Source organism: bacterium (assembly GCA_026414725.1).
Lineage (GTDB): Bacteria > Ratteibacteria > UBA8468 > B48-G9 > JAFGKM01 > JAAYXZ01.
Window position 1 is genome coordinate 21,038 of the sequence record JAOAIL010000002.1, and the last position, 26,155, is coordinate 47,192.

The following is a 26,155-nucleotide window of genomic DNA, read 5'->3' on the forward strand; positions in this document are numbered from 1 at the left end:
AATTAAATAAAAATAAATAATTATTATTCTTCCATTGGCACATATTCCATTTTAAAATTTACATATGTTTTATTAGGTAGAACATCTGCTGGTTTTACTTCTGTACCAGTGGCAGTAGTAAGCTCACTCGCTGCTCTTTGAACAATCTTACCTGTTGCATCTGTAACCATATTTACATTATTTAATATGAGATATCCATTTTCTATATCAAAAACCGCTTTACCATCAAAAGAACCTCTGTTGTTTTCAGTAATAACTTCTATATATGCCTTACCATCTTTAACCTCTTGAAGTTTATACTGTATAGTTACCCCTGCATTCTTATCTTCTCTTGTCCATATATCACCCACCGCTACTGGTTTTTCAGGAACAGGAAATATGAATGCCTGCCAGTAGATATTAAAAGCATTGGATGGCATCTTTGTAAGGTCTATTTTTACAGGAAGCCGGTCAATGCCCGGGATATAGTCAGCAAGGTTATACTGTAGCACTTTCAAAAATTCTGCTGCAATCTCTTGTAGTCCTTGGCTTTCAAGAACTTCTCCTTTTGGAGACATTTTTACCTTTACTTCTTTGGATTGTGAAAATATCCTGATATTATCCTGCCATCCCTGTAGATAAGTTACCTTCAAAAGACCATTTCCCTGTTCATCCGTTCCCTCAAACAATTGAGATATATAGACAAGGGTCTTTTTCTTTGCATCAAACCGTCTTCCTGCAACATTAAACTCATCTTTTCTGTCCATTGATAGTTGATAGTAAATCTCTTTTCCCTGAGGAAACTTATATATCAATGTATATTTCTGTGGTTCTTCTTTTAACTCCTCTGTCTTTGGTGCTGTTTCTGTTATTGCCGGTTGAGGTTGAGATTCTTCACAATATAAACCAGCGATAATTGAGAAAAAAATTAGAAAGATAACAATTCTTTTCATCTGTTTCCTCCTTTATAATTTTTGCCATCTTACGCTTCCATCAAGATATGAAACATTTATTCCGCCCGTATGTGAGTAATTAACCCAGCCCGCATTTTTTAAGGGAGGGTCTGCAAGAAGCCATATATTTGATGCCCCAAACTTTCCATCAGGGTCTGTCCAGAAACCATCTATCTTCTTACCTTTTACTCCAGGGTCTCCTGGTGGTGGTGTAGTATTAATAATATAGGTAGTTGATGGCTCTACAGGTAGTCCATATTGTGCAGTAAAATCCTTAACAAACCTTTTCCCTGTTGGACAATAATATATATCAGGTGATTTAGGCCAGTTTGAAATAGATATATTAGCAAGACCTTGTTCAAGTACAGGTCTGATAAAATTTGTCCAATTTATATAACATAGAGGATACATCTCTGCTAATCCTATATCCCTCGGTGGTAATTTCCCTTCATACATATCAGCATATAAAGCAAAGGCGAGATATAACTGTTTTAAGTTGTTTACACAACTTATCTGCCTCGCTTTTTCTCTTGCCTGACTGAGCGCAGGTAACAACATAGCAGCAAGAATTGCTATGATTGCTACCACAACAAGTAACTCTATAAGCGTAAATCCATCTCTTCTGTTCATTTTTCCTCCTTTTTAATACTGTCCTTGAACATATTTAAGATACATTGTCGCAATAAATTCCTGGAAGTTCATCTTTGCTATTTCAAAATCACTATTGGAAAGAAGTTTATTATATTTTATGTTGGATAGAGTAATTACCACCTCTGTCCCTTCTTTCTGTCCTTTTAATATAAAAGAGTTTGGTAAATTCATAGAAAGATTTGAAGTATCCTTTACTACAGGATATTCTATCTGGATATATGTAGATGCCATATTATTTATACCATCAAAAGTTATAGTTGCAATTGTCCATATTCCATCGTATATCTCCAATAATATCTTTCCATTATCCACAGGATAAGAATAAATATGTGTTTTTATTCCTGCTTTAGTTCCATTCCTCTCAAATTTAATCTTTTCTCTGACTGATTTTTCCTGGTTTTTAAGATAAGTAATAACCATATAGGTAGTATCAAAAGGTGAATTTGGCTGTTCAGTAAGTGGGACATATTGATTTACTACTGCTTTTATTTCGGGTAACGTGTCATTAATTATAATCCCCAGTGAAGGGAGTAAAACATTTATATTATCTTTCATACGGCTTATAACAATATCTCCCATACTTGTATCCTGATAGAGATATGAATATTCTACTTCATACTTATTGTCTATATTTCTGAAGACATTTCGTAGATACCCTTTACTTTTTAAAACAGGGGGAACTCCCTTTGAGAAGAAACTTTTCACATACGGTTCTAACATAGGGGAAAGTTTTACTTCTACTTCCACATCTGTTTCCATTGTATTGATAACTATTTGTTGTAGATTCATTTGTTTAACTGTATTGAAAAAATTGTCAAGCACAGTATCTTTTTCTGTCTTATCCTCGCAAAATACAGAAACAGATATTAAAAAAATTATTACTAAACCTACTATGTTTCTAAATAGCTTCATATTCTACCTCCTTTTTTGAATTGTTATTTATATCATTCTCTACATCTATAGGAATCACAGGAGAAATTGTAGAGTTAAATAGATTATATAATTCCATAAATTTCCCTATATCCTTAGTGGAAGCATAGATAAGTTCGGATTTTTTCTCTTCTTTTTCTTTCTGGATAGAGGGCACTTTTTTATCCATCTGTTTCATTTGTGTTATATGTTTTGTATCTACTGAAGGACGGTCAGGAATAACAGTCCTATCTGGAGTAAAATTATTTGCTAATGCAGATGTTTTTAGATTCTCTTGGAGTTTTCTCATAAGTGCAATCTGCTGTCTATTATAAACTAAAAGCATTCCTTGAATTACATTAAGCATGACTAAAAGTATTACAGATATCCCCAAAATCTGTTTATAATATAAAAGTGACTTTTGCTGCTTCTCCTTTAGAATATAAGATACTTTACTTATAATATCACCTTTAAAAATATAATTTTCACTCTCTTTCTTAATCTCTCCGATAATATTTTCTATTTCTGTAAAATTATCCTTTTTCATTTTCTCATCTCCTATATATTTAGTCCCTTATTTTTTATTTTGGTTCAACTAAATTTTTCAGGATGGTTCGTGCATTAAAAAGGCGGGATTTTACTGTGCCAGGGTTGATGTTAAGATGCTGGGCTATTTCTTCTACAGACATTTCTTCAAAATAATATAGTGTAATAACTTCTTTATACTGAAAAGGTAATTTAGCAATTGCATTTCTAACAATTTCTTTTTTATCTGTATCAGATAAAGAGATATCCTGATAAGATATATTAATTTTATTTATTTTTCTTACAAGTAGATTTTTTTGTCTGTTCTTTCTGAATTTCTTATAAGCAATATTCAGCATTATTCTATATAACCAGGTATAAAAAGAAGAATTACCACGAAATCGTCTTATACTTTTAAAAGAGGCAAGGTATGTTTCCTGTAAAAGGTCTTCCACTTCTTTCGGACACATTGCGAAGGCAGTACTTTTCAGACGATTTTCACAGGAACGGATAAGTGTTGTAAATGCTTCTATATTCCCTTTTTGTGCTTCCCTTATCAGTTCTTTTTCATCCATTATTGTATGAGTTGTTCAGCGAGATATGAACTTCTATAAAAAACCCCTGCAAATACATTCTTAAAACCAAGTTTTTTACCTGTATCTTCATATTCTTTGAACACTTCTTCAGGAATAAACTCTTTTACAGGTACTGCGGACTTTGATGGTCTTAAATACTGCCCGATAACCAGATAATCACAGCCGTTATTTTTAAGTGTATGCATCAATTCTATTACTTCATTTCTACTTTCTCCTAATCCTACCATAAAACCTGACTTTGTAATAAATCCTTTTTCTTTTATTACTTTTAGGACTTTAAGAGAGGTTTTATAATTAGAAGAGGGTCTTATAGATGGATAAAGAGATGGTACTGTTTCAATATTGTGAGAGATTATATCTGGTTTTGCTTTAAAAATTGTTTCTAGATTGTGCTTATTCCCTTGCATATCAGGAATGAGTAATTCAATTTTTATAGTAGTATTTAATTGCTTTATATACTTTGTAGTAATAGCAAACTGTTCGGCTCCTCCATCAATAAGGTCGTCTCTCGTAGGAGAAGTTATTACTACATATTTCATATCCAGTAATTTTATCGCTTTTGCTATATTTTCTGGTTCCTCTATATCCGGTAAGGTTGATTTATTTAAGGGTAAAACTCCACAGAACTTGCAGTTTCTTGTACATCTATTTCCCAATATCATAAAAGTAGCATACCCTTTACAGAAACACTCATAGATATTCGGACAGACAGCATTTTCACAAACGGTATTGATATTAAATCTTTTTAAAATGTTTTTAACCTGTTCACTTTTACTATTGATAGACACACGTTTTTTTATATTGTCTGGAATAATTGGTCTCATAAAATTATATTAACATAAAGTAAAGATGTATAAAATATGTTAAAATACTTCGGAAAAGGAGGTTATTGTGGTTAAACCAGATAGATGGATAAAAGAGATGGGAGAAAAGATGATAACTCCTTTTTCACCTGAGAAAGTAAAAAAGGGGATTTCTTTTGGTGTCTCTTCGTATGGATATGATTTTATTTTATTTGATGAGTTTCTTATATTTAAAGGGAAGGGACCTGTATCACCTAAAAACTTAAAAGAATCTGATTTTGAAAAATTTAAAGGGAATATATGTACAATCCCTCCTAATAGTTTTGTTCTCGGTAGAAGTGCTGAATACTTCAGAATACCGAGAAATGTTATTGGAATCTGTTTTGGTAAATCCACCTATGCGAGATGCGGAGTAATTGTAAATGTAACTCCATTGGAGCCAGAATGGGAAGGACATATTACAGTTCAGATTGCTAACCTCACACCTGTAAAAGCAGAAATTTATGCTGGAGAAGGAATAGCACAGGTAATTTTTCTTTCTGCTGAAAAAGAGTGTGAGAAATCATATAAAGATGCTGCAGGAAAATATCAGGAATCAAAGGGCATTATATTATCTAGATAATAGAAATCAGCATATTGAAAAATATGAGTTCTTCGTCTGTAAATCTATTTTTTAAGTTCTCGGATAACCTTTTCTACATTAGATATCCTGTCTTCTATATCTGGATGACTGGCAAGAAAGGTTATTTTAAGTGAAGGCGATTTCTTCTCTATATCTTGCAACTTCCTAAAAAAAGATATCATACCTTCAGGATTATAGTCAGAATAATAGGCATATGTAACTCCGAGTTTATCAGCTCTTAATTCCTGTTCCCTGCTATACTTTAGCATTGCCAGCGTAAAGGCAGTATCAACTGCCTTCTGGATTGCAGCGCTTCTATTTTTCAATAATATACTGGCTGGTATTGAATAAAGCAATGTCTTTTGTAACTGATTAATTCCATCTCTTGCACATATATGACCTATCTCATGTCCAATAATATTTGCTATCTCATCGTTTGATTCCACTTTCTCAAGTAGTCCTGTATAAAGATAAATGAAACCACCTGGTACAGCAAACGCATTAATCTCTTTATTTTCTATTATTCTTACGGTATATTTTAAGTCAGGTCTGTCTGATTTTTTACTCACCTTTTCAACAATCTCTTTTATGTAATCAGGTGTTTCTACTACTTTGTTTTCTTTCTGGAGTTTCTTATCTATTGCTATTCCCATATCTATCTCATCTTTTTCTGTATATATTGTATATTCTGATTTTTCTGTAACAGGATTATAGTATGTAGCACACCCTGTCAACAAAAACGTAAAGAGCACAACTATTAATATCCTTTTCATTCTTCTCCTCCTATTTCCCAATACAAAATTGAGAAAATATCTGATTAAGTATCTCATCGGATATGTTTTTTCCTATTAACTCATCTGTTTTTCTAATACATCTCTTCAAATACTCTGATATAATGTCTATAGTAACTCCTTTTATAACATTTTGTTTTGTATCCATCAAAATTTCTCTTATCTCTTTTATTTTACCTTCCTGTCTTATATTAAGAAATATCTCGTCTCCTTTTTCTCCATAACCTTCCTGTATAATACTGTATATTTTTTCTTCAAGGGTTTCTATGCCATCACCTGTCTTGGCTGATGTGTAAATAATCCTTTCATTCAGAAAATTTTTTTGAAGATACTGCTTCTCAATTTTCTGTAGCAGGTCTTTTTTGTTTATAATAAGGATATAATTTTTTTTATCTTTTATATAATTAAGCAATTGATGGTCGTACTCATTCAGCTTTTTATTACCATCAAGGACAATAAGATTAATCTCTGCCTTTTCCATCCATTCCAGTGCTTTTTTTATCCCCATTTTTTCAATTTTACCTCTTACTTTTCTTATCCCTGCAGTATCTATGATATTTACAGGTATTCCTCTGATATTTATCATCTCTTGAAGTATATCTCTTGTAGTCCCTGGGATTTCGGTAACAATTGCTCTTTCCTCTCTCAAAAGTGCATTGAGTAAACTGGACTTACCTGCATTGGCTCTTCCTATAATAGCCACATTTATACCCTGATGTAGTATTTTCCCTTTACCTGCCCGAGAAAGGATGGAATCTATATAAGAAATTATTCTCTCTGTTTCAGATAATATCTCGGTATTACATGTTTTTACATCTTCTTCTTCAGGGAAGTTAATTTTTGCTTCAATATCTGATATTACCTTGAAAAGCATTGTTCTTATCTCTGCAAGAGCAGAAGAAAAAGAACCTTTAAGTTTTTGTGTAGATATCTCAAGCGATTTCTCTGTCTTACTATAAATAATTTCAAGAATACTTTCTGCCTGAATAAGGTCTATTCTTCCATTAAGAAATGCTCTCTTTGTAAACTCTCCTGGTTCTGCCTGTCTGGCTCCATTTTTCATACAAAGAGAAAGGACTTCTTTTAATGGAATTAATCCACCATGACATCCAATTTCAGCCATATCTTCTCTGGTATAACTCCTCGGTTTTTTCATTACAGTGATAAGAACTTCATCTATTATTCTTTCCCCATCAACTATGTGTCCATAGTAAACTGTATGGGTTTTTACCTCTGATATTTTTATTGTTCTTTTTGCGGGTCTAAATATTTTTCCAATAATCCTGTATGTATCAGGACCACTTATCCTTATAATTCCTATTCCACTTATTCCTAAAGGAGTTGAAATAGCACATATGGTATCTTTCTTCATTTTTTTGTCCTTATTTGTCAGATAAGTATTTTAACATATATAATTTATAAAATATGGAACTAAAATTATAAAATGGATATAAGAAAAAACTATCAAAAGGTAAAACTATTCTGTGGGATATTATATGGGAATGAAGATATTGTTGAAAAAACTACAAAGAAACTGATTGAAAAAATAGGTGAGATAGACATTACAGCAGGGCCGTTTCCTTTCACTTATACTGATTATTACCATAAAGAGATGGGTGATAATCTGAAAAAACGGCTTATATCATTTAAAAATCTGGTTTCTCTGGAAGATTCTTTCATATGGAAACATATTACAAACGATATTGAAAAAGTATTTTTTACTACATCAGAATTCCCAAGGAGAGTTAATCTTGACCCTGGATATCTTAATCTTTCCCACATAGTTCTTTTTTCAACAAAGGATTTTTATCACAGAATCTATTTAGGTAAAGGAATTTTTGCAGAAGTTACACTCTACTTTGAAAAAAAACAATTTGTTTTTTTACCATGGACATATCCTGATTATAAATCAGAAGGATATCTTAAATTTTTTAAAGAATTAAGAAATATCTATAGGAAACAGTTAAAAGATGAAAATCTGGATAAGGATATTGATTGATACTATCATCATTATTATAGCACTTACGGTAATTCTTGGATGGCGAGCAATTATGCCCGCCAGAATGCCTATCTATCTTATTCCGTCAGATATAGGACTTCCTTATGAGAATATTATTCTTAAAACAGACGATGGGAAAAATCTTAAAGGGTGGTTTATCTTCTCCCCAAAATGTAAAGGTATTATTATATGTCTACATGGTTATCCTGCAAACAAGTCAGATATTCTTCCAGTTGTATCTTTTTTATATCCTGATTTTTCGCTTCTCCTTTTTGATTTTCGTGCACATGGGGAAAGTGAAGGAAGGATTACTTATTTTGGTCTTAAAGAGTTTATGGATGTTAAAGCAGCAATGGATTTTATAAAATCAAGAAAAGAAATTAAAAATAAAAAAATGGGTATATGGGGATATTCTTTAGGTGGTGCAGTAGGTATTATTGCATCTGCAAAGTATGAGGGGATAGATGCTATAGTTAGTGACTCTGCTTTTGCAAATTTTCCAGAAATGGTTACATATTATTATAAAAACTTTGGACCCCTCAAATATATTTTTTCTTCTTTGTCACGCCTTTTAGGGAGATATGTTTTCGGTACGGATTTTATCAAAAATAGTCCCGAATATTTTGTAGATAAAATTACATCTCCTATAATGATTATTCACTCAAAAGAAGATGATTTCGTCCCTTTTGAACATGCACAGCGACTTTTCAACAAAGCATCTCAACCCAAAAAATTATGGCATGTTGAAGGAAAACATACAGGACTTGACCGCGCATTTACATCTGAATATCAGGAGATGGTAAGAAATTTCTTCCTTCAGTATCTTAAAAATTAAAATACAGTGGAGGATAAGGGATTCGAACCCTTGACACCCAGACTGCCAGCCTGGTGCTCTCCCAACTGAGCTAATCCCCCATTAAGTTCAAACTCTAAACACTAAATTTATTATAACTTTTTATATTCATAAGTCAAAAATAGTAAATTAATTTAATAATTTGAAGACATAAAAGTAAAATAGTAAAATATCCTAAAAAGGGGGAAAGAATGAAGACAGAAAAAACGACATTTGCATTATTTTTTGGTAATAGAGGTTTTTTTCCAGCATCATTTATGGCAGAAGCAAGGAAAGAACTGACAGATGTACTTACAAAATTAGGATACAAAACACTTTTACTTGATGAAAAAGCTACAAGGTATGGGGCTATAGAAACGGTAGCAGAAGGAAAGATTTTTGCAGATTTTTTACGAAAGAATCGTGGAAAATTCGGTGGTATTATACTATCCCTGCCAAATTTCGGTGATGAAACAGGTGCAGTTGAAGCGTTGAAAGATGCCGGAGTTCCAATACTTATACAGGCATATCCTGATGAACTTGATAAGATGTCACCTCAATTAAGACGAGATGCTTTTTGTGGGAAATTCTCTATTATGGACGTCTTCTGTCAGTATGGAATACCTTTTACTGTTCTTAAACCACATACGGTCCATCCTAAATCACCCGTCTTTGCAGAAAACATTGATTTTTTTGACCGCTTATGCCGGGTAGTAAATGGAATGAAAAATATGGTTGTTGGTGCTATCGGAGCGAGAACAACTCCGTTTAAAACAGTCCGTATAGATGAACTTGCTCTTCAGAAAAAAGGGATTACAATGGAAACATTTGACCTTCTTTCTGTGTTTCACAGGATGCAAAATATAAAAACATCTGATAAAAAGACCATTGAAAAAGCAAATATCTACAGCAGTTATGCAGACTGGAAAGGAATTCCCAAAAAAGCATTTGAGAATCTTGTAAAACTTGCTGTCGTTATTGATGATCTAATTAATGAATATGAGTTTGATGCTATCGCATTAAGATGCTGGATAGAAATGCAGCAAGTACTTGGTATTTCTCCCTGTGTAGTACTGAGCGAACTTAATAATAGAGGTATCCCTGCTGCGTGTGAGGTTGATATTGGTAATGCTGTAACTATGTATGCTCTCTCTAAAGCATCAGGGAAACCATCTGCCTGTCTGGATTGGAATAATAACTATGGAGAATCAGAAAACAAATGTATACTTTTTCACTGTGGACCTGTACCAGCAAATATGATGGTATGTAAGGGAAAAATAACAGACCATGCTATACTATCCAATTCTGTTGGAAAAGGATATGGTTATGGATGTAATACAGGACGGATTGCATCAGGACCTTTTACATTTGGAAGCATGCTTACTTTAAATGGAGAAATGGAATTTTATCTCGGAGAAGGCAGATTTACAGAAGACCCCATACCTGATGACTTTTTTGGATGTGCTGGAGTTGCTGAGATAGAAAATCTTCAGGATGCTTTACAAACCATTGGTTACAGAGGTTACAGACATCATACCAGTGTTACATATGGACATATTCTCCAACCGGTTAAAGAAGCATTTGAAAGATACTTAGGATACAGAGTGGTTAAGGTCTGATATTCTTAATAGTTTGTAAATCATTTAACAACTTGAAAGGGTTATATGTCTGGATGTCTTAAAAAATGTTTTATCATCTCCTTTTTGCTATGGAAAGTTATATTTTCAAAGGACATACCAGAGAATTATATCCCCGTATACTATACAGCCGATACTCTGGAAGTAATATTCAACCAAAATAGAGAGCCTGAGAAAGTAAAACTTCAGGGTAATGTGAAAATTGTTTTTGAAGACATGATAATAAAATGCGATTCAGGAGAATTTATTAAAACAACAGGGGATGTTATAGCAAAAGGTAATCTTTATATTGAAACATCTGAGGGAACTATTAAAGCAAAAGATATTCTCTATAACATAAATACAGGTAAGGGTATTTTAAACTATGCTGTTTTTTCTTCACCACCTTTTTTGGGTAAGGCAGAAAAAATAGAAAAAGATGAAGATATTCTTTATCTTATCAATGGATATATAACAACCTGTGATCTTGAAAAACCCCACTACAGGATATCTGCAGGACGCATTAAATATAAAAAAAACGATTATTTTCAGGCACAAAAAATGAAGTTCATCCTCGGCGAAAAATATAGTATATTTTATTTTCCGAGATATACTATTGATATGAAAACAAAAGAGCCCATAGTTACTGCTAATCCTTCTTATACTTCAAAAACAGGAGAGAATGTAGAAATTACATTCGCACAGAGACCAGGAGGAGCAGAAGCGATAATAAAAGAGCGTATTTTATTAGGCAAGGAGGGTTTTGGAGCAGGTGTTAATATATATTCAAAGTCACAAAGATATAGAAGTGAGGGCTTTTTTTTTAAGGACTGGTCAGATAAAGATATTGAACCAGCAATCTTGTTAGAATTCCTGAAAAACTATAGTAACTGTTGTGGAAATGGTGCTTTCCTTATTGACTGGAGATGGATGGATAATAATGAACTTTTTTACAATTTTTTTCACTCTGATTATATAACAAAATCCAAAAAGTATAATTATTTTTCAATAACACAGAACTTCAATTATGGAATATTTAACTTTAACTTAAGAAACTCACCAAGGGATGATTTTCTAAATATTGAAAAACTTCCAGAGATACGTTTTTATACCCCATCTCTACAGATAGCAGAGAGCCCTGTATTTTTAGAAAACGACTTCCGTTTTACAAATTTTTATAAAGATGATGAGAATTATCTCAGAATAGCCAATATACTTACATTAAAAGGGTGTAGTGAAATGGGTGTCTTGAAATTTTCTCCTTATCTTTTACTAGGCGGTATTGATTATTCAGAATCGGAAAATAACAGATTTAATTTTTTAAGAGAAGTAGGAATAGGATTTTCTTCACTTATGAAGAAAGAACATATAAATTTTACTGAATACTTCTCACCCTCTTTAACGTTATTTCATCGAGAACTTGATTATAAAAAAGGAGAACTTGAATATTTTGACTTTCTTGAAAAAATGGATGAAGGTAGTTTTCTGAACTTTGGGCTGGAATGGTTTTTCAGGAACCATGATGTTTATACCGGCATGATATCCATAGAAAATTTTTATGATATTGATAACGAAGAATTTGATACTTCCTCTCTAAAATATGACATTAAACTTACTCCTTATATATATATAGAAGGGAACAATGAATGGGATATAAACGAAGAGAAGTATTTATTTGGAGTTAACGATATAACTTTTAATTCAGGGAAATTTAGATATTCTATAGGAAATAGGTATGATGAAGAAAGCAATATCTCTGGGATCGAAGGAAGATTAAGTTATATTATTGACGAATCATTAAAGTATAGTATAGGGTTACAGTATGATATTAACTCAGACAATATTTCCAGAGTATCTTTTGACATAAAGCATAGAATACACTGCTGGGAATTAAATATAGGCATATCTGGAAATGAAGATGACTTCTCAATTTTTATAATGTTATATCCCTTTATTTAAGAAAGGAGCTATATGGTTGAAATAAAAAGAAGGGGTGGAAGAAATTTTGAAGAAATCAGAGAAATGAAAGTATCTAAAGGTATTCTCAAATATGCGTTAGGGTCATGTATGATAGAAATAGGCGATACAAAGGTATTATGTGCTGTCAATGTTGAAGATAAAGTCCCGCTTTTTTTGAAGGGAACTGATAGTGGATGGTTAACTGCAGAATATTCCTTGCTTCCTGCTTCTACAAGTGAAAGAGTAGCAAGAAGCTCCAACCTTACAGGCAGGAGTCAAGAAATACAAAGAATGATAGGCAGGTCTTTAAGAGCTATCCTTGATATGAAAAAAATAGGAGAAAGGACCATAATGGTTGACTGCGATGTCATCCAGGCAGATGGAGGTACAAGGGCTGCTTCAATAACAGGTGGTTTTATCGCTCTCGTAGAAGCACTTTCAAAATTAAAAAAAGCACGACTTATAAAAATCCCTTTACTCCGTGATTATCTTGCAGCAGTAAGTACCGGCATTGTTTATGGCAATAAACTACTCGACCTTGACTATAATGAGGACTCAGAAGCAAGTGTTGATTTTAATGTTGTAATGACTGGGAAAGGAGAATTTGTAGAGATACAGGGAACCGCTGAAGGATATCCCTTCACAGAAAAAGACATGATGGATTTATTACGGATAGCCAGTGAGGGAATTAAAAAGATTATAGATATACAAAAAGAGATTTTGAAAGATGATATTGAACTTTTACTTGGCAACTAAAAATATAAACAAGGTATTAGAAATACAAGATATACTGAAAAATACAGGGATAAAGGTTAAGCCCGCACCTGAAGATATTGTTTTTCCTGAAGAAACAGGAGAGACATTTAAAGAGAATGCTCTTATAAAAGCACGTCATCTTAAAAAATTTATAGATGCTCCTGTAGCAGGAGAAGATTCAGGACTTATTGTGGAAAAATTAAATGGACTCCCTGGAATCTTCTCTGCAAGATTTGCAGGAGAACCGATTGACGACAGAAAAAATATAAAGAAATTACTTGATTTACTTTCACCTTTCAAGGATATTAGAGAGAGGAAGGCAAAATTTATCGCAGTAGTAGCATTGATTGACAACAATGAAGAAAAAATTTTCACAGGAGAAGTGAATGGTATCATAACTTTTACTCCACGAGGGAATAATGGTTTTGGATATGATCCGATATTTGAGATCCCAGAAACAAATAAAACATTTGCTGAACTAACGATGGAAGAAAAAAACAAGATAAGCCATAGAGCAATTGCTTTCAATAAACTTGCAGATTATCTTCTTAAGAGGTAAAATAATTTTTTAGACATCCAGTTAAAAAGATTAAACAGATTAAAACTTGATTTATTGTTTTGAGTTTATATTATGGCGGGGTAGCTCAGTGGCAGAGCAGCCGGCTCATACCCGGTATGTCGGGGGTTCAAGTCCCCCCCTCGCTACTAAAGATGATTGATAAAATAAGGGATCTGTTATTATGCTTACAGAGAGTCAGAAAAAAAATCTTTTAAAAATTGCACGAGAGACCCTTGAATATGTACTTTCAGGTAAAGAACTTCCACCAATTGAGTGTGATGACCCTGTTTTGAAAGAGAAAAGAGGGGTTTTTGTAACTTTAAAAAAGAATGGGGATTTACGGGGTTGTATAGGTTATATTGAAGGAGTTGAACCTCTTGTAATGGCAGTGAGAGATATGGCTATCCAGTCAGCAACAGGAGATCCTCGTTTTCCTCCTGTAAGTTACAAAGAACTTAATGATATAGAAATTGAAATCTCTGTGCTTACTCCACTTATAAAAGTAAAAGATGCTGAAGAAATTGTACTAGGAAGGGATGGCGTTGTAATAAAAAAAGGATTCAGACAGGGTGTTTTTCTCCCTCAGGTAGCAGAAGAAACTGGATGGAGTAAAGAAGAGTTTTTATCTAATCTTTGTATGTATAAAGCAGGATTACCTCCTGATGCATGGAAAGAAAGAGATATAGAGATTTATACTTTTCAAGCAGAAGTTTTTTCTGAGTAGAAAAAAGAAGGGATAACATGGAAAAGGTAAAATATCATCTTCGTTTTCAGATTATTCCAAACAAGAATGTTAAGGCAGATACAAGAGCATTACTTGAATTCTGTCTTAAACACAGAATAGAGGAGGTGGTTCTATTTTTTGCAGGAGAAGAATGGAACAACGGTCTTCTTTCTAAGAAAGAAGAGGATATGTGGTTTGAAACAGTCAGGACAGCAAAAGAACTACTTGAAGAAAAGGGTATAAAGGTCAGTTTAAATCCCTGGATGACTGTACTTCCCGCCGATAGAGGTAGAAGATTTCCTCCAGATAGAAGATTTAAGCCGATGGTATCTCCGTATGGAGAAAAGAGTAAAGCAACTGCTTCTTTTGCCGATAAAAATTGGCAGGAGTATATATACAATCTTTATGCAAGATTTTCATCTCTCGGGTTTCGTGTTATATGGATAGAAGATGATTTTAGGTATCACAATCATTCTCCTCTTACCTGGGGAGGTGGATTTGAAAAAGAAATAATAGAGAGATTCAATAAGAAAATTAGGAAAGAAGTAAACAGGGAAGAAATTTTAAAAAATGTCCTGAAACCTGGCTCTCCGCATCCATGGCGTGGGAAATGGATGGAGGTATGGAGGGAGGTGCAGTTAGAAGTTGCATCCAAGATAACAGAGGCGGTCAAAAAGAATGCAAAAGAGACAACCTGTATGGGACTTATGAGTTCCCATCCATCTTTTCATAGTATTGAAGGGAGGAGATGGTATGATCTCTTTAATATACTTACCATAGAAAATAAAGTAGTTCATAGACCTCATTTTGCACCATACTGTGAATGTTTAGGGAAGGATAAAGTTTATTCTATTATGATGCTCTCTATCCAGAAGAAATTAAGACCCGCTTATTGTGAAGTTGAGCCTGAGATAGAGAATTTTTCTTTTACTACATGGAACAAATCTGATACGCAAACATGGACAGATATGGCACTAGCAATGTTTTTTGGTTCTGATGCACTACTGTTGAACCTTTTCCCTTTTGTAGGCAATCGTGTTGATGAAGAAAAAGGTATCGGAGAACTTCTTGATAGAAGTTATAAGTCACTCTCCTGGATTTCTAATAAATTCTCTAAGGAAGCTAACTTATTTGGAGTGGGAATACCGTGGAAGGAAGATGCAGCGGAAAGAGTAAAAACAGAAAAAGGAACTTCCCTGGATGGATTAGTAGTAGACCCCTTACCCGGATGGAAGTTTTTGTTATCTTTGGGTATCCCTGCTTCTCCTGATAGGCAAAAAGTAAATCTCATATTTGGTAATAACGCTTGGACATTTGAAGAAGATGAGATAAAAGAAATGTTAAAGGGAGGAATGCTTCTTGATGGAGAAAGTGCAAGGATATTGTGTAAAAGAGGTTTTGAAAAATATATCGGTGTTAAATATCTAAAGACGGTATCAAGAGAAGAATCTACTTATTCCCTTGAAGTTGTAAAAAATCGTAAAAGTGGAGTAAGAGAAGGTATCTATAATACAGTGAACCTCCTACCTGAATTTAATATATTTATCCCATTAGAAGATACAATCATCTGGACAGAAGTTATTACTCCAGAAAAGAAGATACTGGGACCAGGGATTACCCTCTATCAAAATTCTCTCGGAGGAAGAGTAGCAGTAGTAACATATGAACCTATTTTTTATGGAGGGTTTAACTTTTATAGACAGATTGTAGTACAAAACATCATAAAATACCTTTATAAAGAAAATATCCCGTTCCCCATGATTTTAAATGGACCTTATCTTTTCCCAATGTTTTTTCACAGCGAAGATGGAGATAAACTGGTTGTGTTGAATGGTCATACAGATTCTATGAATGTAAAAATTGAAATTCCATGGAATAAGGTTCCTTCAACTACTACTTTTCTTCAACCACTTAAAAATCCATACGATGATAAACTATTAAAAGAAAAAGATGGTAAAAAGTGTTTCTATAAAAATTCTTTATTACTGCCATATATGGGCTACTTGGTAGTAGAATTTAAAGAAAAATAAAGGAGGACAGATGAACTCTATATGGAAGAATGAAAAAAGGGTAGAGATAATGCTTGCTGGACTTGTGTTAATACTTGGGATAGTACTTCTTATATCTGAGGTTCTAAAACCAAGTATTAAAATTGCTTCTGTTGATATGAACCGTATAGTGAACGAACATCCTGCAATGGAAGAAGCAGTTAAAACTTTTCACAAGGAACTTTCTAATCTGCAAAAAACAGTAGATAAAATGAATGAGAAAGAAAAAATAAAACAACAGCAGAGGATACAACAAGAGATTTCACAGATTGCTATAAGGTTACAGAATGAAGCAATGGCGAAAATAACAAAGGATATTGAAAATTTAGCTAAAAAACAAGGATATTCATATGTAGTGGATAAGGGCGCGGTTATTGTTGGTGGAAAAGATATAACAGAAGATATCCTTAACGCTATAAGGAAGAATAAAACAGAGGAAAAGAAAGCAGAAGTCCCGGATATGCCAATGATACCTGTGAAATAGTTTTGGGGTATAATGTATATAAAGCAGAAAGGGAAAATATGAACAGAAGAGAAAGAATGTTAATATACATATTAACTTGTATTCTGATACTGACGGCAGGTGTTTTTATCTTCATTAAAAAAACTATAAGTCCAAAAGTTGTTTTTATTTTTCTTCTGGGATATAACGAAGAAACCAAAACAACTTATCTGACACCTGTGAAGAGAAGTATTTCAAAAGCAGGGGATTTGGAGACAAAAATAAAGATGGCGATAGAACTTCTACTCCAGGGACCGGATGACAGTGAGAAACAACAAGGTTTAAATACTGCCATGCCGGAAAATGCATCAATTATAAATGTTAAAGTGGAAGGAGGTATTGCATTCATTGACTTTTCAAAAGAGATAGAACAGGGCGGAGGAACCATGCTTATGACTGACAGATTAGCACAGATTGTTTATACTGCAACTCAGTTTCCACCTGTTGAAAAGGTAAGAATACTTATAAATGGAGAATTTATAAAGTATTTTAGTGGAGAGGGAATTACAGATGTAGAAAAACCTATAGGCAGGGATAACTTTAACTATGAGATAAAATATGAAACAGGAGGATAAAATATGAAAGAGAAAATACATCCAGAATACAGAGAATCAACAATTGTATGTGTATGCGGAAATATAGTAAAGACCCGTTCTACAAAACCAGAAATTAAAGTAGAGATATGTTCAAACTGCCATCCCTTTTTTACAGGAAAACATAAACTTGTAGATACCACAGGAAGAGTGGAAAAATTCAAGAAAAGGTATGGAAATAAATAATGTAAGAGATACTATAGAAAGCAAACTACATGAAATAACAGAGGAATATGAAAAACTCCTTAAATTAATTACTTCTGGTAGCGCTACATCAGATGAATTTAAAGATGCTGTAAAAAAATTAAAAGAATTAGAGGTAATTGTCAATCTTCAAAGAGAAAAGGAAAGAATAGAAAAAAAATTACAGGATGCTATAGAGATTCTCAATACAGATGATTCTGAAATCAGAAAACTTGCAGAAGATGAAAAGGAAGAACTTCTAATAGAAAAAAATAGAATAGATACAGAAATAAAAAGGTTTTTATTTCCAGAAAATCCAGAAGATTATAAAAATGCAATAATGGAACTTAGAGCAGGGGTTGGTGGAGAAGAAGCATCTCTTTTTGTAAAAGACCTTCTAAGAATGTATACAAGATTCTGTGAAAAAAAGGGGTATGAAATAGAGATATTGAGTACAAGTCGTTCTGAAAAAGGCGGTTTTAAAGAGATTATTTTCCTTATTAAGGGTAAAGGTGCTTACAGTGATTTTAAATATGAAGGTGGAGTTCACAGAGTTCAGAGAATACCTAAAACAGAAAGTTATGGAAGAATTCATACATCTGCTGCCACAGTTGCTGTATTTCCTGAAATGGAAGAAAAAGAACTCAGGATAGACCCGGGTGATATTAAAATAGATACATTCAGGTCTTCAGGAGCAGGTGGACAGAAAGTAAATAAAACGTCATCAGCAGTAAGAATTACACATATCCCAACAGGTATTGTTGTAAACTGTCAAGATGAAAGGTCACAGATACAAAATAAAGTTAAAGCACTTAAGATTTTAAGAGCGCGCCTTCAAAATCTATATAAAACAGAAATGAAAAAGAAAATTGATACCGAAAGAAAAGAGTGCGTTAAAACAGGTGAGAGAAGTGAAAAAATAAGAACTTACAATTTCCCTCAGAATCGGCTTACAGACCATAGAATTGGACTTACATTATATAACCTTGATAGAATAATGGAAGGAGAAATGGAAGAATTAATAGAAACATTAAGGAGGCAATTGCAATGAAAAAAATATCTATTTATATAATATTTTTTAGTATGTGCCTTTCTCTATTATATGCCGACTATACAGACTTCATAAAAGAAGGAATATTACTACTTAACCAGAAAAGAATATCAGAATCTATAAAAGCATTTGAAAAAGCCAGGGATATGAAACCATCAGACCCTTATGCATATTTTTATCTGGGAGAGGCGTATTATGCAATAGGGAAGAAGAAAGAAGCACTTGACAATTATAATAAAGCCGTTGAGATAGATAATACCAATCCTGATTTCTATTATTCTATTGCTAATTTTTATTTATCAGAAGGAAACTATGAAGAGGCGATTAAATCACTGGATAAAGTAATAGAAATTGCCCCAGCATCAATAAAGGGTAAATCAGCGAGAAAGTTAAAAGAAGAAATCCAGAGACAACTAGAAAATAGAGAGATGTTGCAAAAATGGGCTAAGATGGAGGAAGAAATAAAAAAACAGAAAGAAGAAAAAAAGGAAGAACAAAAACAAGAACCATTTCCAGGTCCTCCAGGAGCAGCAGTATTACCTCCTGAATTCACTGGAATGATACCTGGAGAGGCAACTGGAGTAAAGGAAGAAAAACTTCCTGTAGAACAACTTGTCAAAAGGATAAAATTTGGTACAGCAACTACAAGACAAAATGCATCAACACTCTTACTTGCTTATGAACAATCAGAACTGTTAAAGGTGGTTCCTGACATAATAGAAATTATAAAACAGAATAATGAACCAGCTATAAGAAAAAATCTCATACTGGCACTCGGAAAAACAGAAACACCTGATTCTATTGATACTATACTCAAAATTATTCAGGATAAAAACGAACTCTATGATATAAAAATTACTGCCCTTGATAGTATTTCCAAAATCAAATCCGAAAGTGTAATTGTCACCTTAAGAAATACATTAAAATCAATACTGGATAAAAGGGAAAACGAAAGGATTGAAGCACAAAAAAATATCAAGGATATAACATCAAAATTAGAAACACTTGAAGCACAAAAAATTGCTCTGAATATGCAGTTAACACAGGAAGAACAAAAAAGAAATGAAATTATGCAAAAATTACAGATGAGTGACCTTCCTTCTGAATTCGCAGTACCTCCAGGCATACCTCAACCAGGAGGTAATAAATCTTTAAGCATTCAGGAAATACAAAAAATAAGGAATGAAATGCTTAAAACAGAAACCTCTATAAACAAAAAAAGAGAAGACCTTGCTAAAACAGACCAGCAAATTATAGAGTTACAACAACAAAAAAGCAGATATGAAGCGTTATTGCAAGCAAGAGAACAGAAAAGGACAGATATTGTTGTGACAACCAGTTCTACTCCAGTTACTGCTTTAGCCCCAAGAACTGGCGTTCCAGTTGGTCCTCCTGGTTTTGAAACAGGAATGCCTACAGAAATAGCAAGGTACGAAGAAACTCCTGAAGACAAAAATGAAGTTGTATTTGCACTAAAACTTATAAGAACCCTCGGTAAGATGAGGGATAGACAAGGATTATCCATTATTAAGAAAGGATGGGAAGAATTTGGTGTAGAAAATGAGCAAATATATTATTTGCTGACTCTCGCACGTTTAGGTGACTTTACTGGAATACAGACACTTATTAGCCGACTCGGCCAGGACTATCCTAATGGAGAAGTAGAACTTAGAGAAGAGATAGACCTCCGTAAAGGTATTATAGAGATATTGGGTGAATATATTACTCAAAAACCAGATCCACAACTGCAGGGTTTAATTGAATTTTTAAGTGAAGAAGGTATTTATCCTGATATAAAAGAAATGGCTTCAAGTGTGCTTGTATCCATTACAAAAAATCCAGGTAAGTAAAAAATGGACCCAAAAGATATTGTTGAAAGAGCAACCACTTTTTTACAGAAGAATAACATAGAAGAACCTCGCAAAAATGCAGAAATTATCCTTTCTTATATCCTTAATAAACCAATCTGCTATATATATACTGACAATTTTATTCTTCCTACTGAAATTATAAAATCATATAACAATCTTCTTATAAAAAGAGCAAAAGGTATTCCATTACAATATCTTACAAAAAGAGTAAATTTTTATGGATATGATTTTTTTATACAGAAAGGTGTTTTTATCCCGAGATCTGAAACTGAAATACTTGTTGAAAAAACGATAGAAATATACGAAAGATTTTACAAAGGTGAAAATGTAAAAATATTAGATATAGGAACAGGTTGTGGAAATATTGCAATTGTTATTGCGAAGGAGATAAAAAACTGTCGTATCATAGCAACAGATATCTCTGCAAAAGCGTTAAAAACTGCCTTAAATAACGCAAAAAAGTATAAAGTTAAAACCAAAATACAATTTTTAAAGACAGATATTTTCCCTCTCCAAAAGGTAAAATTTCATATAATAGTGAGTAATCCACCTTATATTCCTTCTTCTGAAATAGAAACTCTCCCAAGAGAAGTTCAGAATGAACCTTCAAAGGCACTTTCTGGTGGTAGTGATGGTCTCGATGTAATAAAAAGGATTTTGAAATATGCTAATGCTTTTCTTAATAATAGAGGTTTTTTGTTGATGGAAATAGGCGATAGACAGAGACAACACATAGAAAGAATAAAAACTGATATGGAATTGATAAAATTTGTAAAAGATTTTACAGGAATTGACAGAATAGCAATTTTCAGTAAAAAGCAGATTTGACGAATTCATCATAAATGTTAAAATTTTTAATTACATTACAAGAGGTGTGTAATAATGGATAAATTCATTGTAACAGGGGGTAAAAAACTTTCAGGGTGTGTTGAAATATCTGGTTCTAAGAATGCTGCCTTACCTATTATATCAGCCGCACTTCTCGGTAATGATAAAACCGTTCTTCATAATGTGCCAGATGTCAGAGATATACGAACAATCATAAAAATCCTTGAATATCTGGGTGCCTGTGTTAAATATGAAAAAAACACCCTTGAAATAGACCCATCAGGAATAAATAAATTTACAGCCCCTTATGAATTTGTAAGCACAATGCGTGGTTCTATATGTCTCTTAGGACCGCTACTTGCAAAATATGGTAAAGTAAAATTTTCTATGCCTGGTGGATGTGTAATAGGAACAAGACCTATTGACCTCCATATCAAAGGATTAAAAAAACTTGGAGTAGATATAGATACAGAAGAAGGATATATTGTAGGTAAGGTTAAAAAATTAAAGGGCGCAAATATATTTTTAGGTGGAAATTTCGGTTCAAGTGTTCTTGCAACTGCCAATGTAATGAGCGCTGCGGTACTGGCTGAGGGAGAGACAATAATTGAATTTGCATCCTGTGAACCTGAAATTGTAGACCTCGCAAGATTCTTAAAAAATATGGGAGCAAAGATATATGGTGAAGGGTCCCACTGTATCAGAATAGAAGGGGTAAAAAAACTGAAAGGGATAGAATACTCTATAATTCCTGACAGGATAGAAGCCGGTACATATGTACTTGCTGGATGTATTACCTCAAGCAAAATTACAATAAAAAATTTTATTCCATCTCATCTCTTCTCTTTTCTTGACAAAATAGAAGAAGCAGAAGTATCTTTTAAAACAGGTAATGATTTTATAAAAATATTTCCTGTAAGAAAATGGAAGTCGGTTGATATTGTTACTCTTCCTTATCCGGGATTCCCGACAGATATTCAGGCACAGATGACCGCATTTCTTACACTTGCAGATGGAATAAGCACTGTAACAGAAAAGGTTTTTCCAGAAAGATTTATCCACATTGGTGAACTTAATCGTCTTGGAGCGAATATTACCTTGGACGGGGCTAAAGCAGTAATAAAAGGTGTGAATAAACTTATCGGTGCAAAAACAATGGCATCTGACTTAAGGGCAAGTGCAGCAATAGTTCTTGCTGCTCTTGCAGCAGAAGGAACAACAGAAATAGCCAGGATATATCATCTTGATAGAGGATATGAAAAATTTGAAGAAAAGTTATCAGCATTAGGAGCTGATATAAGGAGAATAAGATGACACAACTTGAAATTTTCAAAGCAACAGTTTCTCATCAGCCACATTCGGACTTTCTTTTTTATGCCAGTTTTACTCCTGAAATCATAAAAAAAATAAAAGATAAATATGGAGTTGAAAAAGATGCTGATATTAAAGAACTTTTCGGAATGTATGATCCCGTTGCATTACAACCACTTTATATTGAGAAACAACCCCTACCTGATTTTTCAAGATATTTTACAGATATTGAAAAACCAGAAGGTTCACATATAAACTGGTTAGGAGTACTGGAAATACCTGCAAAATTTTATCATTTTACTGGCTATATAAGCCCATTAAGAAATGCAAAGTCATTTAAAGATATAGAAGAGTTCCCTTATCCTCCTTCAGAAGGATTTCAAATAACAGGATTGAAAGAAAAAGTTGAAGAAGCACATAAAAACGGAAAAGTTGTTTGTACCTCGGTAGGACATATGTACGAAAACGCCTGGCAGGTAAGAGGCTATGAAGAATTCTTAATGGATATGATAGAACGGCCTGAATGGTGTGAATACATACTGGACAGGTTCATGGAAAGAAATCTGAATGTAGCAACAATTGCTGCTTCTGCAGGGGTTGACTTTATAATAACCGGAGATGATGTAGCAAATCAGAATATACTGATGTTTTCACCGACAATGTGGAGAAGATTCATAAAAGAACGGTGGGCAAAGGTATATTCATCAGTAAAGTCAATTAAGCCGGATATCCAGATATGGTATCATAGTGATGGAAATATCAATACTATTATACCGGAACTTATAGAAATAGGAGTGACAATACTTAACCCTTTACAGCCTGAATGCATGGATATTACAAAGATAAAAAAAGAATATGGTAAGCATCTGGTTTTTGATGGAACCATCGGAACCCAAACAACCATGCCTTTCAGTTCTCCTGAAGAAGTAAAAAATGTTATAAGGCAGAGAAAAAAAGAATTAGGATATGATGGTGCTCTTATCCTGGCTCCGACCCATGTATTGGAACCGGAAGTTCCACTGGAAAATATAGAAGCATTTATTTCAGCCTGTAAGGAGGCCTAAATGGAAGATAAAACCAAAATAGTTGTATGCGGAGCGGAAGGGAAAATGGGTTCTCTTATAATTCAGCTTGCCATACAGAAAAAAGAAGAGTTCATTGTAAAAGGTGGTGTGGAATATAAAGCCCATTCTTCCGTAGGTAAAACAAACTCTTCAGGAATATTTATCTCCGATAATTTGTCTGATGTTATGAAAGGAGATGAAGTTGTAATAGATTTTTCTACTCCGGAAGGTGCAATAGAACATTTAAAAGAATGTAAAATAAAAAAGACACCTTTTGTAACAGGAGTGACCGGATTCAACAGCGAAGATATGAAAATCTTAAAGGAATCTTCTTCTGACATACCTGTATTTTATTCACCTAATATGAGTATAGGGGTAAACCTTTTCTTTGAAATAATAAAGTTTTCGGCTAAAATTCTGAAGGAATATGAGATAGAAATATCAGAAATACACCACAAATTTAAAAAAGATGCTCCCAGCGGGACTGCAAAAAAGATTGCAGATATTATATGCAATATTTTAAACAGAAAACCTGAAAAAGTGATAAAACATGGCAGAGCAGGACTGACTGGAATACGCGCTGTCGAAGAAATAGGTATCCATTCTCTCAGATTAGGTGATATCGTAGGGGAACATTATGTATATTTTGGAGGCAGTGGCGAGGTTATAGAAATTTCTCATAGATGTTATAACAGAACCGCTTTTGCATCAGGAGCACTTAAGGCCGCGTCTTTTATAAAGAATAAGAAAACAGGGTTTTATACAATGGAAGATATACTACGGGAGGTAATGAATGTTTGAAATAAGCAAACGGCTTCAGAAACTTCCACCTTACTTATTTGCAGAAATAGATAGGAAAAAAAAGAAAATGATTTCAGAAGGTGTTGACATAATTGACTTTGGTATAGGAGACCCTGACCTGCCCACACCCCAAAATATAATAGATGCGATGAAAAAGGGTATTGAAAATCCATCTTTTCATAGATACCCATTGGGAAAAGGAACCCTGCTTTTTAGAAAAGCAATCGCTGATTTTTATAAAAAAAATTATGATGTAAAACTTAATCCAGATGAAGAAATAACTGTATTGATAGGTTCCAAAGAAGGTATTGCCCATTTTCCCTGGGCATTTTTAAATCCAGGAGATATATCCCTTGTCCCGGAACCAGGATACCCTGTATATCACATCGGAACTATACTTGCAGAAGGAAAACCTTATTTCATACCACTGAAAGCAGAAAATAACTTTCTTCCGGAACTTGACAAAATACCTGAAAGTATCATTAAAAAAGCAAAGATTCTCTTCCTTAACTATCCTAATAATCCAACAGCTGCTTTTGCAGCAAAGGAATTTTTGATAGATACGATTAAATTCTGTAAAAAAAACGAACTGATACTTGTATATGATGCTGCTTATAGTGAGATATACTTTGAAAAAAAACCTGTGAGTTTTCTATCTTTACCAGGAGCAAAAGATATCGGGATAGAATTTCATTCTCTTTCAAAAACATACAATATGACCGGGTGGAGAATTGGCTGGGCTTGTGGAAATAGTAATCTTGTATCTGCACTTGCAAAAATAAAAGAAAATATTGATTCTGGAACCTTTGAGGCAATACAGTTCGCTGGAGTAGAGGCGCTTACAGGAAGTCAGAAAAGTGTCATAGAGTTAAGAAAGATATACAAAAACAGGATGAAGATACTGGTAAATGGTCTAAAAGAAACCGGTTTCGCAATCAAAATGCCAGAAGGAACTTTTTACTGCTGGTTAAATATAGAAGAGAGATCTATAGAAACTGCCTCTTTTCTTCTTGAAAAAGCAGGAATAGTGGCAACCCCAGGAGTGGGTTTTGGTCCATCAGGAGAGGGATATTTAAGATTTTCAATAACAGTCCCTGAAGAAAAGATAAAAGAAGGGATAAGGAGGGTGAAAGAAATATGGGCAAAAAAGTAGCGATTGTTCTCGGTAGCAAAAACGATATGGAGTATATTGAAGGGGCAAAGGATATTCTTACGGAATTTGGTATTCCATATGAGGTGATGGTAATGTCAGCGCATAGAACGTTAGATAAAGTAGTAGATTTTTCTCAAAAAGCAGAGGAGAATGGGTTTGGAGTCATTATCGCCTGCGCAGGGATGGCAGCACATCTTCCGGGTGTGATTGCAGCAAAGACACACCTTCCGGTTATAGGGGTCCCTCTGCCTACAAGTGAAATCAGAGGGATAGATGCGCTTTTGGCAATAGTACAGATGCCCTCAGGAGTTCCTGTAGCCACAATGGCTATTGGAAGGTCAGGTGTAAAAAATGCGGCAATACTTTCAGCACAGATACTTGCATTAGAAGATACAGACCTAAAAACAAAGTTAAAAAAATATAAAGAATCTCTTGGAAAGTAAATAAACTACCAGGTATTGTTTAAAAAATACTTT

The 26,155-nt window shown here is 33.6% G+C and carries 28 protein-coding genes, 2 tRNA genes and 1 pseudogene; 21 read left to right on the plus strand and 10 right to left on the minus strand.

Translation table 11 applies throughout. The features are described from left to right. Positions 1-23: 23 nt before the first annotated feature. From N3D17_01295 to N3D17_01325, 7 genes and pseudogenes are all read right to left on the minus strand, one after another. Entirely contained in the window at positions 24-932 is a 909-nt protein-coding gene (locus tag N3D17_01295; protein ID MCX8082026.1) for a DUF6263 family protein, read from the minus strand. Between the two features lie 12 nt (positions 933-944). Next, on the minus strand, positions 945-1,490 hold the full coding sequence (locus tag N3D17_01300) for a DUF1559 domain-containing protein (protein ID MCX8082027.1): 546 nt from the start codon (positions 1,488-1,490) through the stop codon (positions 945-947). After that, positions 1,476-1,562: pseudogene (locus N3D17_01305) on the minus strand (prepilin-type N-terminal cleavage/methylation domain-containing protein). Before N3D17_01305 ends, N3D17_01300 begins: the two are co-directional and overlap by 15 nt. Positions 1,563-1,574: 12 nt before the next feature. Next, complete coding sequence (locus tag N3D17_01310) at positions 1,575-2,495, minus strand: hypothetical protein (protein ID MCX8082028.1); 921 nt, start codon at positions 2,493-2,495, stop codon at positions 1,575-1,577. Beyond that, positions 2,482-3,039, minus strand: coding sequence for a hypothetical protein (locus N3D17_01315; protein MCX8082029.1), 558 nt, complete (start codon positions 3,037-3,039; stop codon positions 2,482-2,484). The genes N3D17_01310 and N3D17_01315 overlap by 14 nt, the downstream gene beginning before the upstream one ends. Positions 3,040-3,073: 34 nt before the next feature. Continuing rightward, entirely contained in the window at positions 3,074-3,592 is a 519-nt protein-coding gene (locus N3D17_01320) for a sigma-70 family RNA polymerase sigma factor (protein MCX8082030.1), read from the minus strand. Beyond that, positions 3,592-4,437, minus strand: a complete 846-nt coding sequence (locus N3D17_01325; protein MCX8082031.1) for a lipoyl synthase — start codon at positions 4,435-4,437, stop codon at positions 3,592-3,594. Before N3D17_01325 ends, N3D17_01320 begins: the two co-directional genes overlap by 1 nt. A gap of 64 nt (positions 4,438-4,501) precedes the next feature. On the opposite strand from N3D17_01325, the gene dcd reads away from it, so the two are divergent. Next, a complete protein-coding gene (gene dcd, locus N3D17_01330) occupies positions 4,502-5,038 on the plus strand; it encodes a dCTP deaminase (GenBank protein MCX8082032.1) in 537 nt (178 codons plus the stop codon). Between the two features lie 44 nt (positions 5,039-5,082). Here dcd and N3D17_01335 read toward each other — a convergent pair whose 3' ends face one another. After that, positions 5,083-5,811, minus strand: a complete 729-nt coding sequence (locus tag N3D17_01335; protein ID MCX8082033.1) for a M48 family metallopeptidase — start codon at positions 5,809-5,811, stop codon at positions 5,083-5,085. A gap of 10 nt (positions 5,812-5,821) precedes the next feature. Further along, positions 5,822-7,201 carry a tRNA uridine-5-carboxymethylaminomethyl(34) synthesis GTPase MnmE gene (gene mnmE / locus N3D17_01340; protein MCX8082034.1) on the minus strand — a complete coding sequence of 460 codons (1,380 nt, stop codon included), beginning with the start codon at positions 7,199-7,201 and terminating at the stop codon, positions 5,822-5,824. Between the two features lie 72 nt (positions 7,202-7,273). On the opposite strand from mnmE, the gene N3D17_01345 reads away from it, so the two are divergent. Continuing rightward, positions 7,274-7,828, plus strand: coding sequence for a DUF4416 family protein (locus tag N3D17_01345; protein MCX8082035.1), 555 nt, complete (start codon positions 7,274-7,276; stop codon positions 7,826-7,828). After that, a complete protein-coding gene (locus N3D17_01350) occupies positions 7,800-8,663 on the plus strand; it encodes an alpha/beta fold hydrolase (protein MCX8082036.1) in 864 nt (287 codons plus the stop codon). Before N3D17_01345 ends, N3D17_01350 begins: the two co-directional genes overlap by 29 nt. A 7-nt stretch (positions 8,664-8,670) precedes the next feature. Here the strand turns inward: N3D17_01350 and N3D17_01355 are convergent. Beyond that, positions 8,671-8,743: transfer RNA gene (locus N3D17_01355), tRNA-Ala, on the minus strand. A 129-nt stretch (positions 8,744-8,872) separates the two neighbouring features. Here N3D17_01355 and N3D17_01360 point away from each other — a divergent pair. The 18 genes from N3D17_01360 (at position 8,873) to purE (ending at position 26,122) form a co-directional block, all read left to right on the plus strand. Continuing rightward, a complete protein-coding gene (locus tag N3D17_01360) occupies positions 8,873-10,279 on the plus strand; it encodes an L-fucose/L-arabinose isomerase family protein (GenBank protein MCX8082037.1) in 1,407 nt (468 codons plus the stop codon). Positions 10,280-10,324: 45 nt separating this feature from the next. Further along, a complete protein-coding gene (locus tag N3D17_01365) occupies positions 10,325-12,235 on the plus strand; it encodes a hypothetical protein (protein ID MCX8082038.1) in 1,911 nt (636 codons plus the stop codon). 12 nt (positions 12,236-12,247) lie between these two features. Next, complete coding sequence (rph, locus tag N3D17_01370) at positions 12,248-12,991, plus strand: ribonuclease PH (GenBank protein MCX8082039.1); 744 nt, start codon at positions 12,248-12,250, stop codon at positions 12,989-12,991. After that, positions 12,969-13,550, plus strand: coding sequence for an RdgB/HAM1 family non-canonical purine NTP pyrophosphatase (gene rdgB, locus N3D17_01375; GenBank protein MCX8082040.1), 582 nt, complete (start codon positions 12,969-12,971; stop codon positions 13,548-13,550). The genes rph and rdgB overlap by 23 nt, the downstream gene beginning before the upstream one ends. Before the next feature lie 74 nt (positions 13,551-13,624). Then, positions 13,625-13,696: transfer RNA gene (locus N3D17_01380), tRNA-Met, on the plus strand. 35 nt (positions 13,697-13,731) lie between these two features. Further along, entirely contained in the window at positions 13,732-14,274 is a 543-nt protein-coding gene (amrA, locus tag N3D17_01385) for an AmmeMemoRadiSam system protein A (protein ID MCX8082041.1), read from the plus strand. A 17-nt stretch (positions 14,275-14,291) separates the two neighbouring features. Beyond that, positions 14,292-16,304, plus strand: a complete 2,013-nt coding sequence (locus N3D17_01390) for a hypothetical protein (GenBank protein MCX8082042.1) — start codon at positions 14,292-14,294, stop codon at positions 16,302-16,304. Positions 16,305-16,314: 10 nt separating this feature from the next. Next, positions 16,315-16,806, plus strand: a complete 492-nt coding sequence (locus N3D17_01395; GenBank protein ID MCX8082043.1) for an OmpH family outer membrane protein — start codon at positions 16,315-16,317, stop codon at positions 16,804-16,806. Between the two features lie 38 nt (positions 16,807-16,844). Then, a complete protein-coding gene (locus N3D17_01400; GenBank protein ID MCX8082044.1) occupies positions 16,845-17,399 on the plus strand; it encodes a GerMN domain-containing protein in 555 nt (184 codons plus the stop codon). Positions 17,400-17,402: 3 nt separating this feature from the next. Next, positions 17,403-17,603 carry a 50S ribosomal protein L31 gene (rpmE, locus tag N3D17_01405; protein ID MCX8082045.1) on the plus strand — a complete coding sequence of 67 codons (201 nt, stop codon included), beginning with the start codon at positions 17,403-17,405 and terminating at the stop codon, positions 17,601-17,603. Further along, complete coding sequence (gene prfA, locus N3D17_01410) at positions 17,590-18,651, plus strand: peptide chain release factor 1 (protein MCX8082046.1); 1,062 nt, start codon at positions 17,590-17,592, stop codon at positions 18,649-18,651. Before rpmE ends, prfA begins: the two co-directional genes overlap by 14 nt. Next, positions 18,648-20,501, plus strand: a complete 1,854-nt coding sequence (locus tag N3D17_01415; protein MCX8082047.1) for a tetratricopeptide repeat protein — start codon at positions 18,648-18,650, stop codon at positions 20,499-20,501. The genes prfA and N3D17_01415 overlap by 4 nt, the downstream gene beginning before the upstream one ends. Positions 20,502-20,504: 3 nt before the next feature. Beyond that, a complete protein-coding gene (gene prmC / locus N3D17_01420) occupies positions 20,505-21,350 on the plus strand; it encodes a peptide chain release factor N(5)-glutamine methyltransferase (GenBank protein MCX8082048.1) in 846 nt (281 codons plus the stop codon). Between the two features lie 54 nt (positions 21,351-21,404). Continuing rightward, complete coding sequence (gene murA, locus N3D17_01425; protein MCX8082049.1) at positions 21,405-22,664, plus strand: UDP-N-acetylglucosamine 1-carboxyvinyltransferase; 1,260 nt, start codon at positions 21,405-21,407, stop codon at positions 22,662-22,664. Then, the gene (locus N3D17_01430; protein MCX8082050.1) at positions 22,661-23,725 is read left to right on the plus strand and encodes a hypothetical protein; all 1,065 of its coding nucleotides are present in this window, start codon (positions 22,661-22,663) and stop codon (positions 23,723-23,725) included. The genes murA and N3D17_01430 overlap by 4 nt, the downstream gene beginning before the upstream one ends. Continuing rightward, on the plus strand, positions 23,726-24,526 hold the full coding sequence (gene dapB, locus N3D17_01435) for a 4-hydroxy-tetrahydrodipicolinate reductase (GenBank protein ID MCX8082051.1): 801 nt from the start codon (positions 23,726-23,728) through the stop codon (positions 24,524-24,526). After that, entirely contained in the window at positions 24,519-25,679 is a 1,161-nt protein-coding gene (locus N3D17_01440) for an LL-diaminopimelate aminotransferase (GenBank protein ID MCX8082052.1), read from the plus strand. Before dapB ends, N3D17_01440 begins: the two co-directional genes overlap by 8 nt. Continuing rightward, the gene (gene purE, locus N3D17_01445; protein MCX8082053.1) at positions 25,664-26,122 is read left to right on the plus strand and encodes a 5-(carboxyamino)imidazole ribonucleotide mutase; all 459 of its coding nucleotides are present in this window, start codon (positions 25,664-25,666) and stop codon (positions 26,120-26,122) included. Before N3D17_01440 ends, purE begins: the two co-directional genes overlap by 16 nt. Positions 26,123-26,155 lie beyond the last annotated feature (33 nt).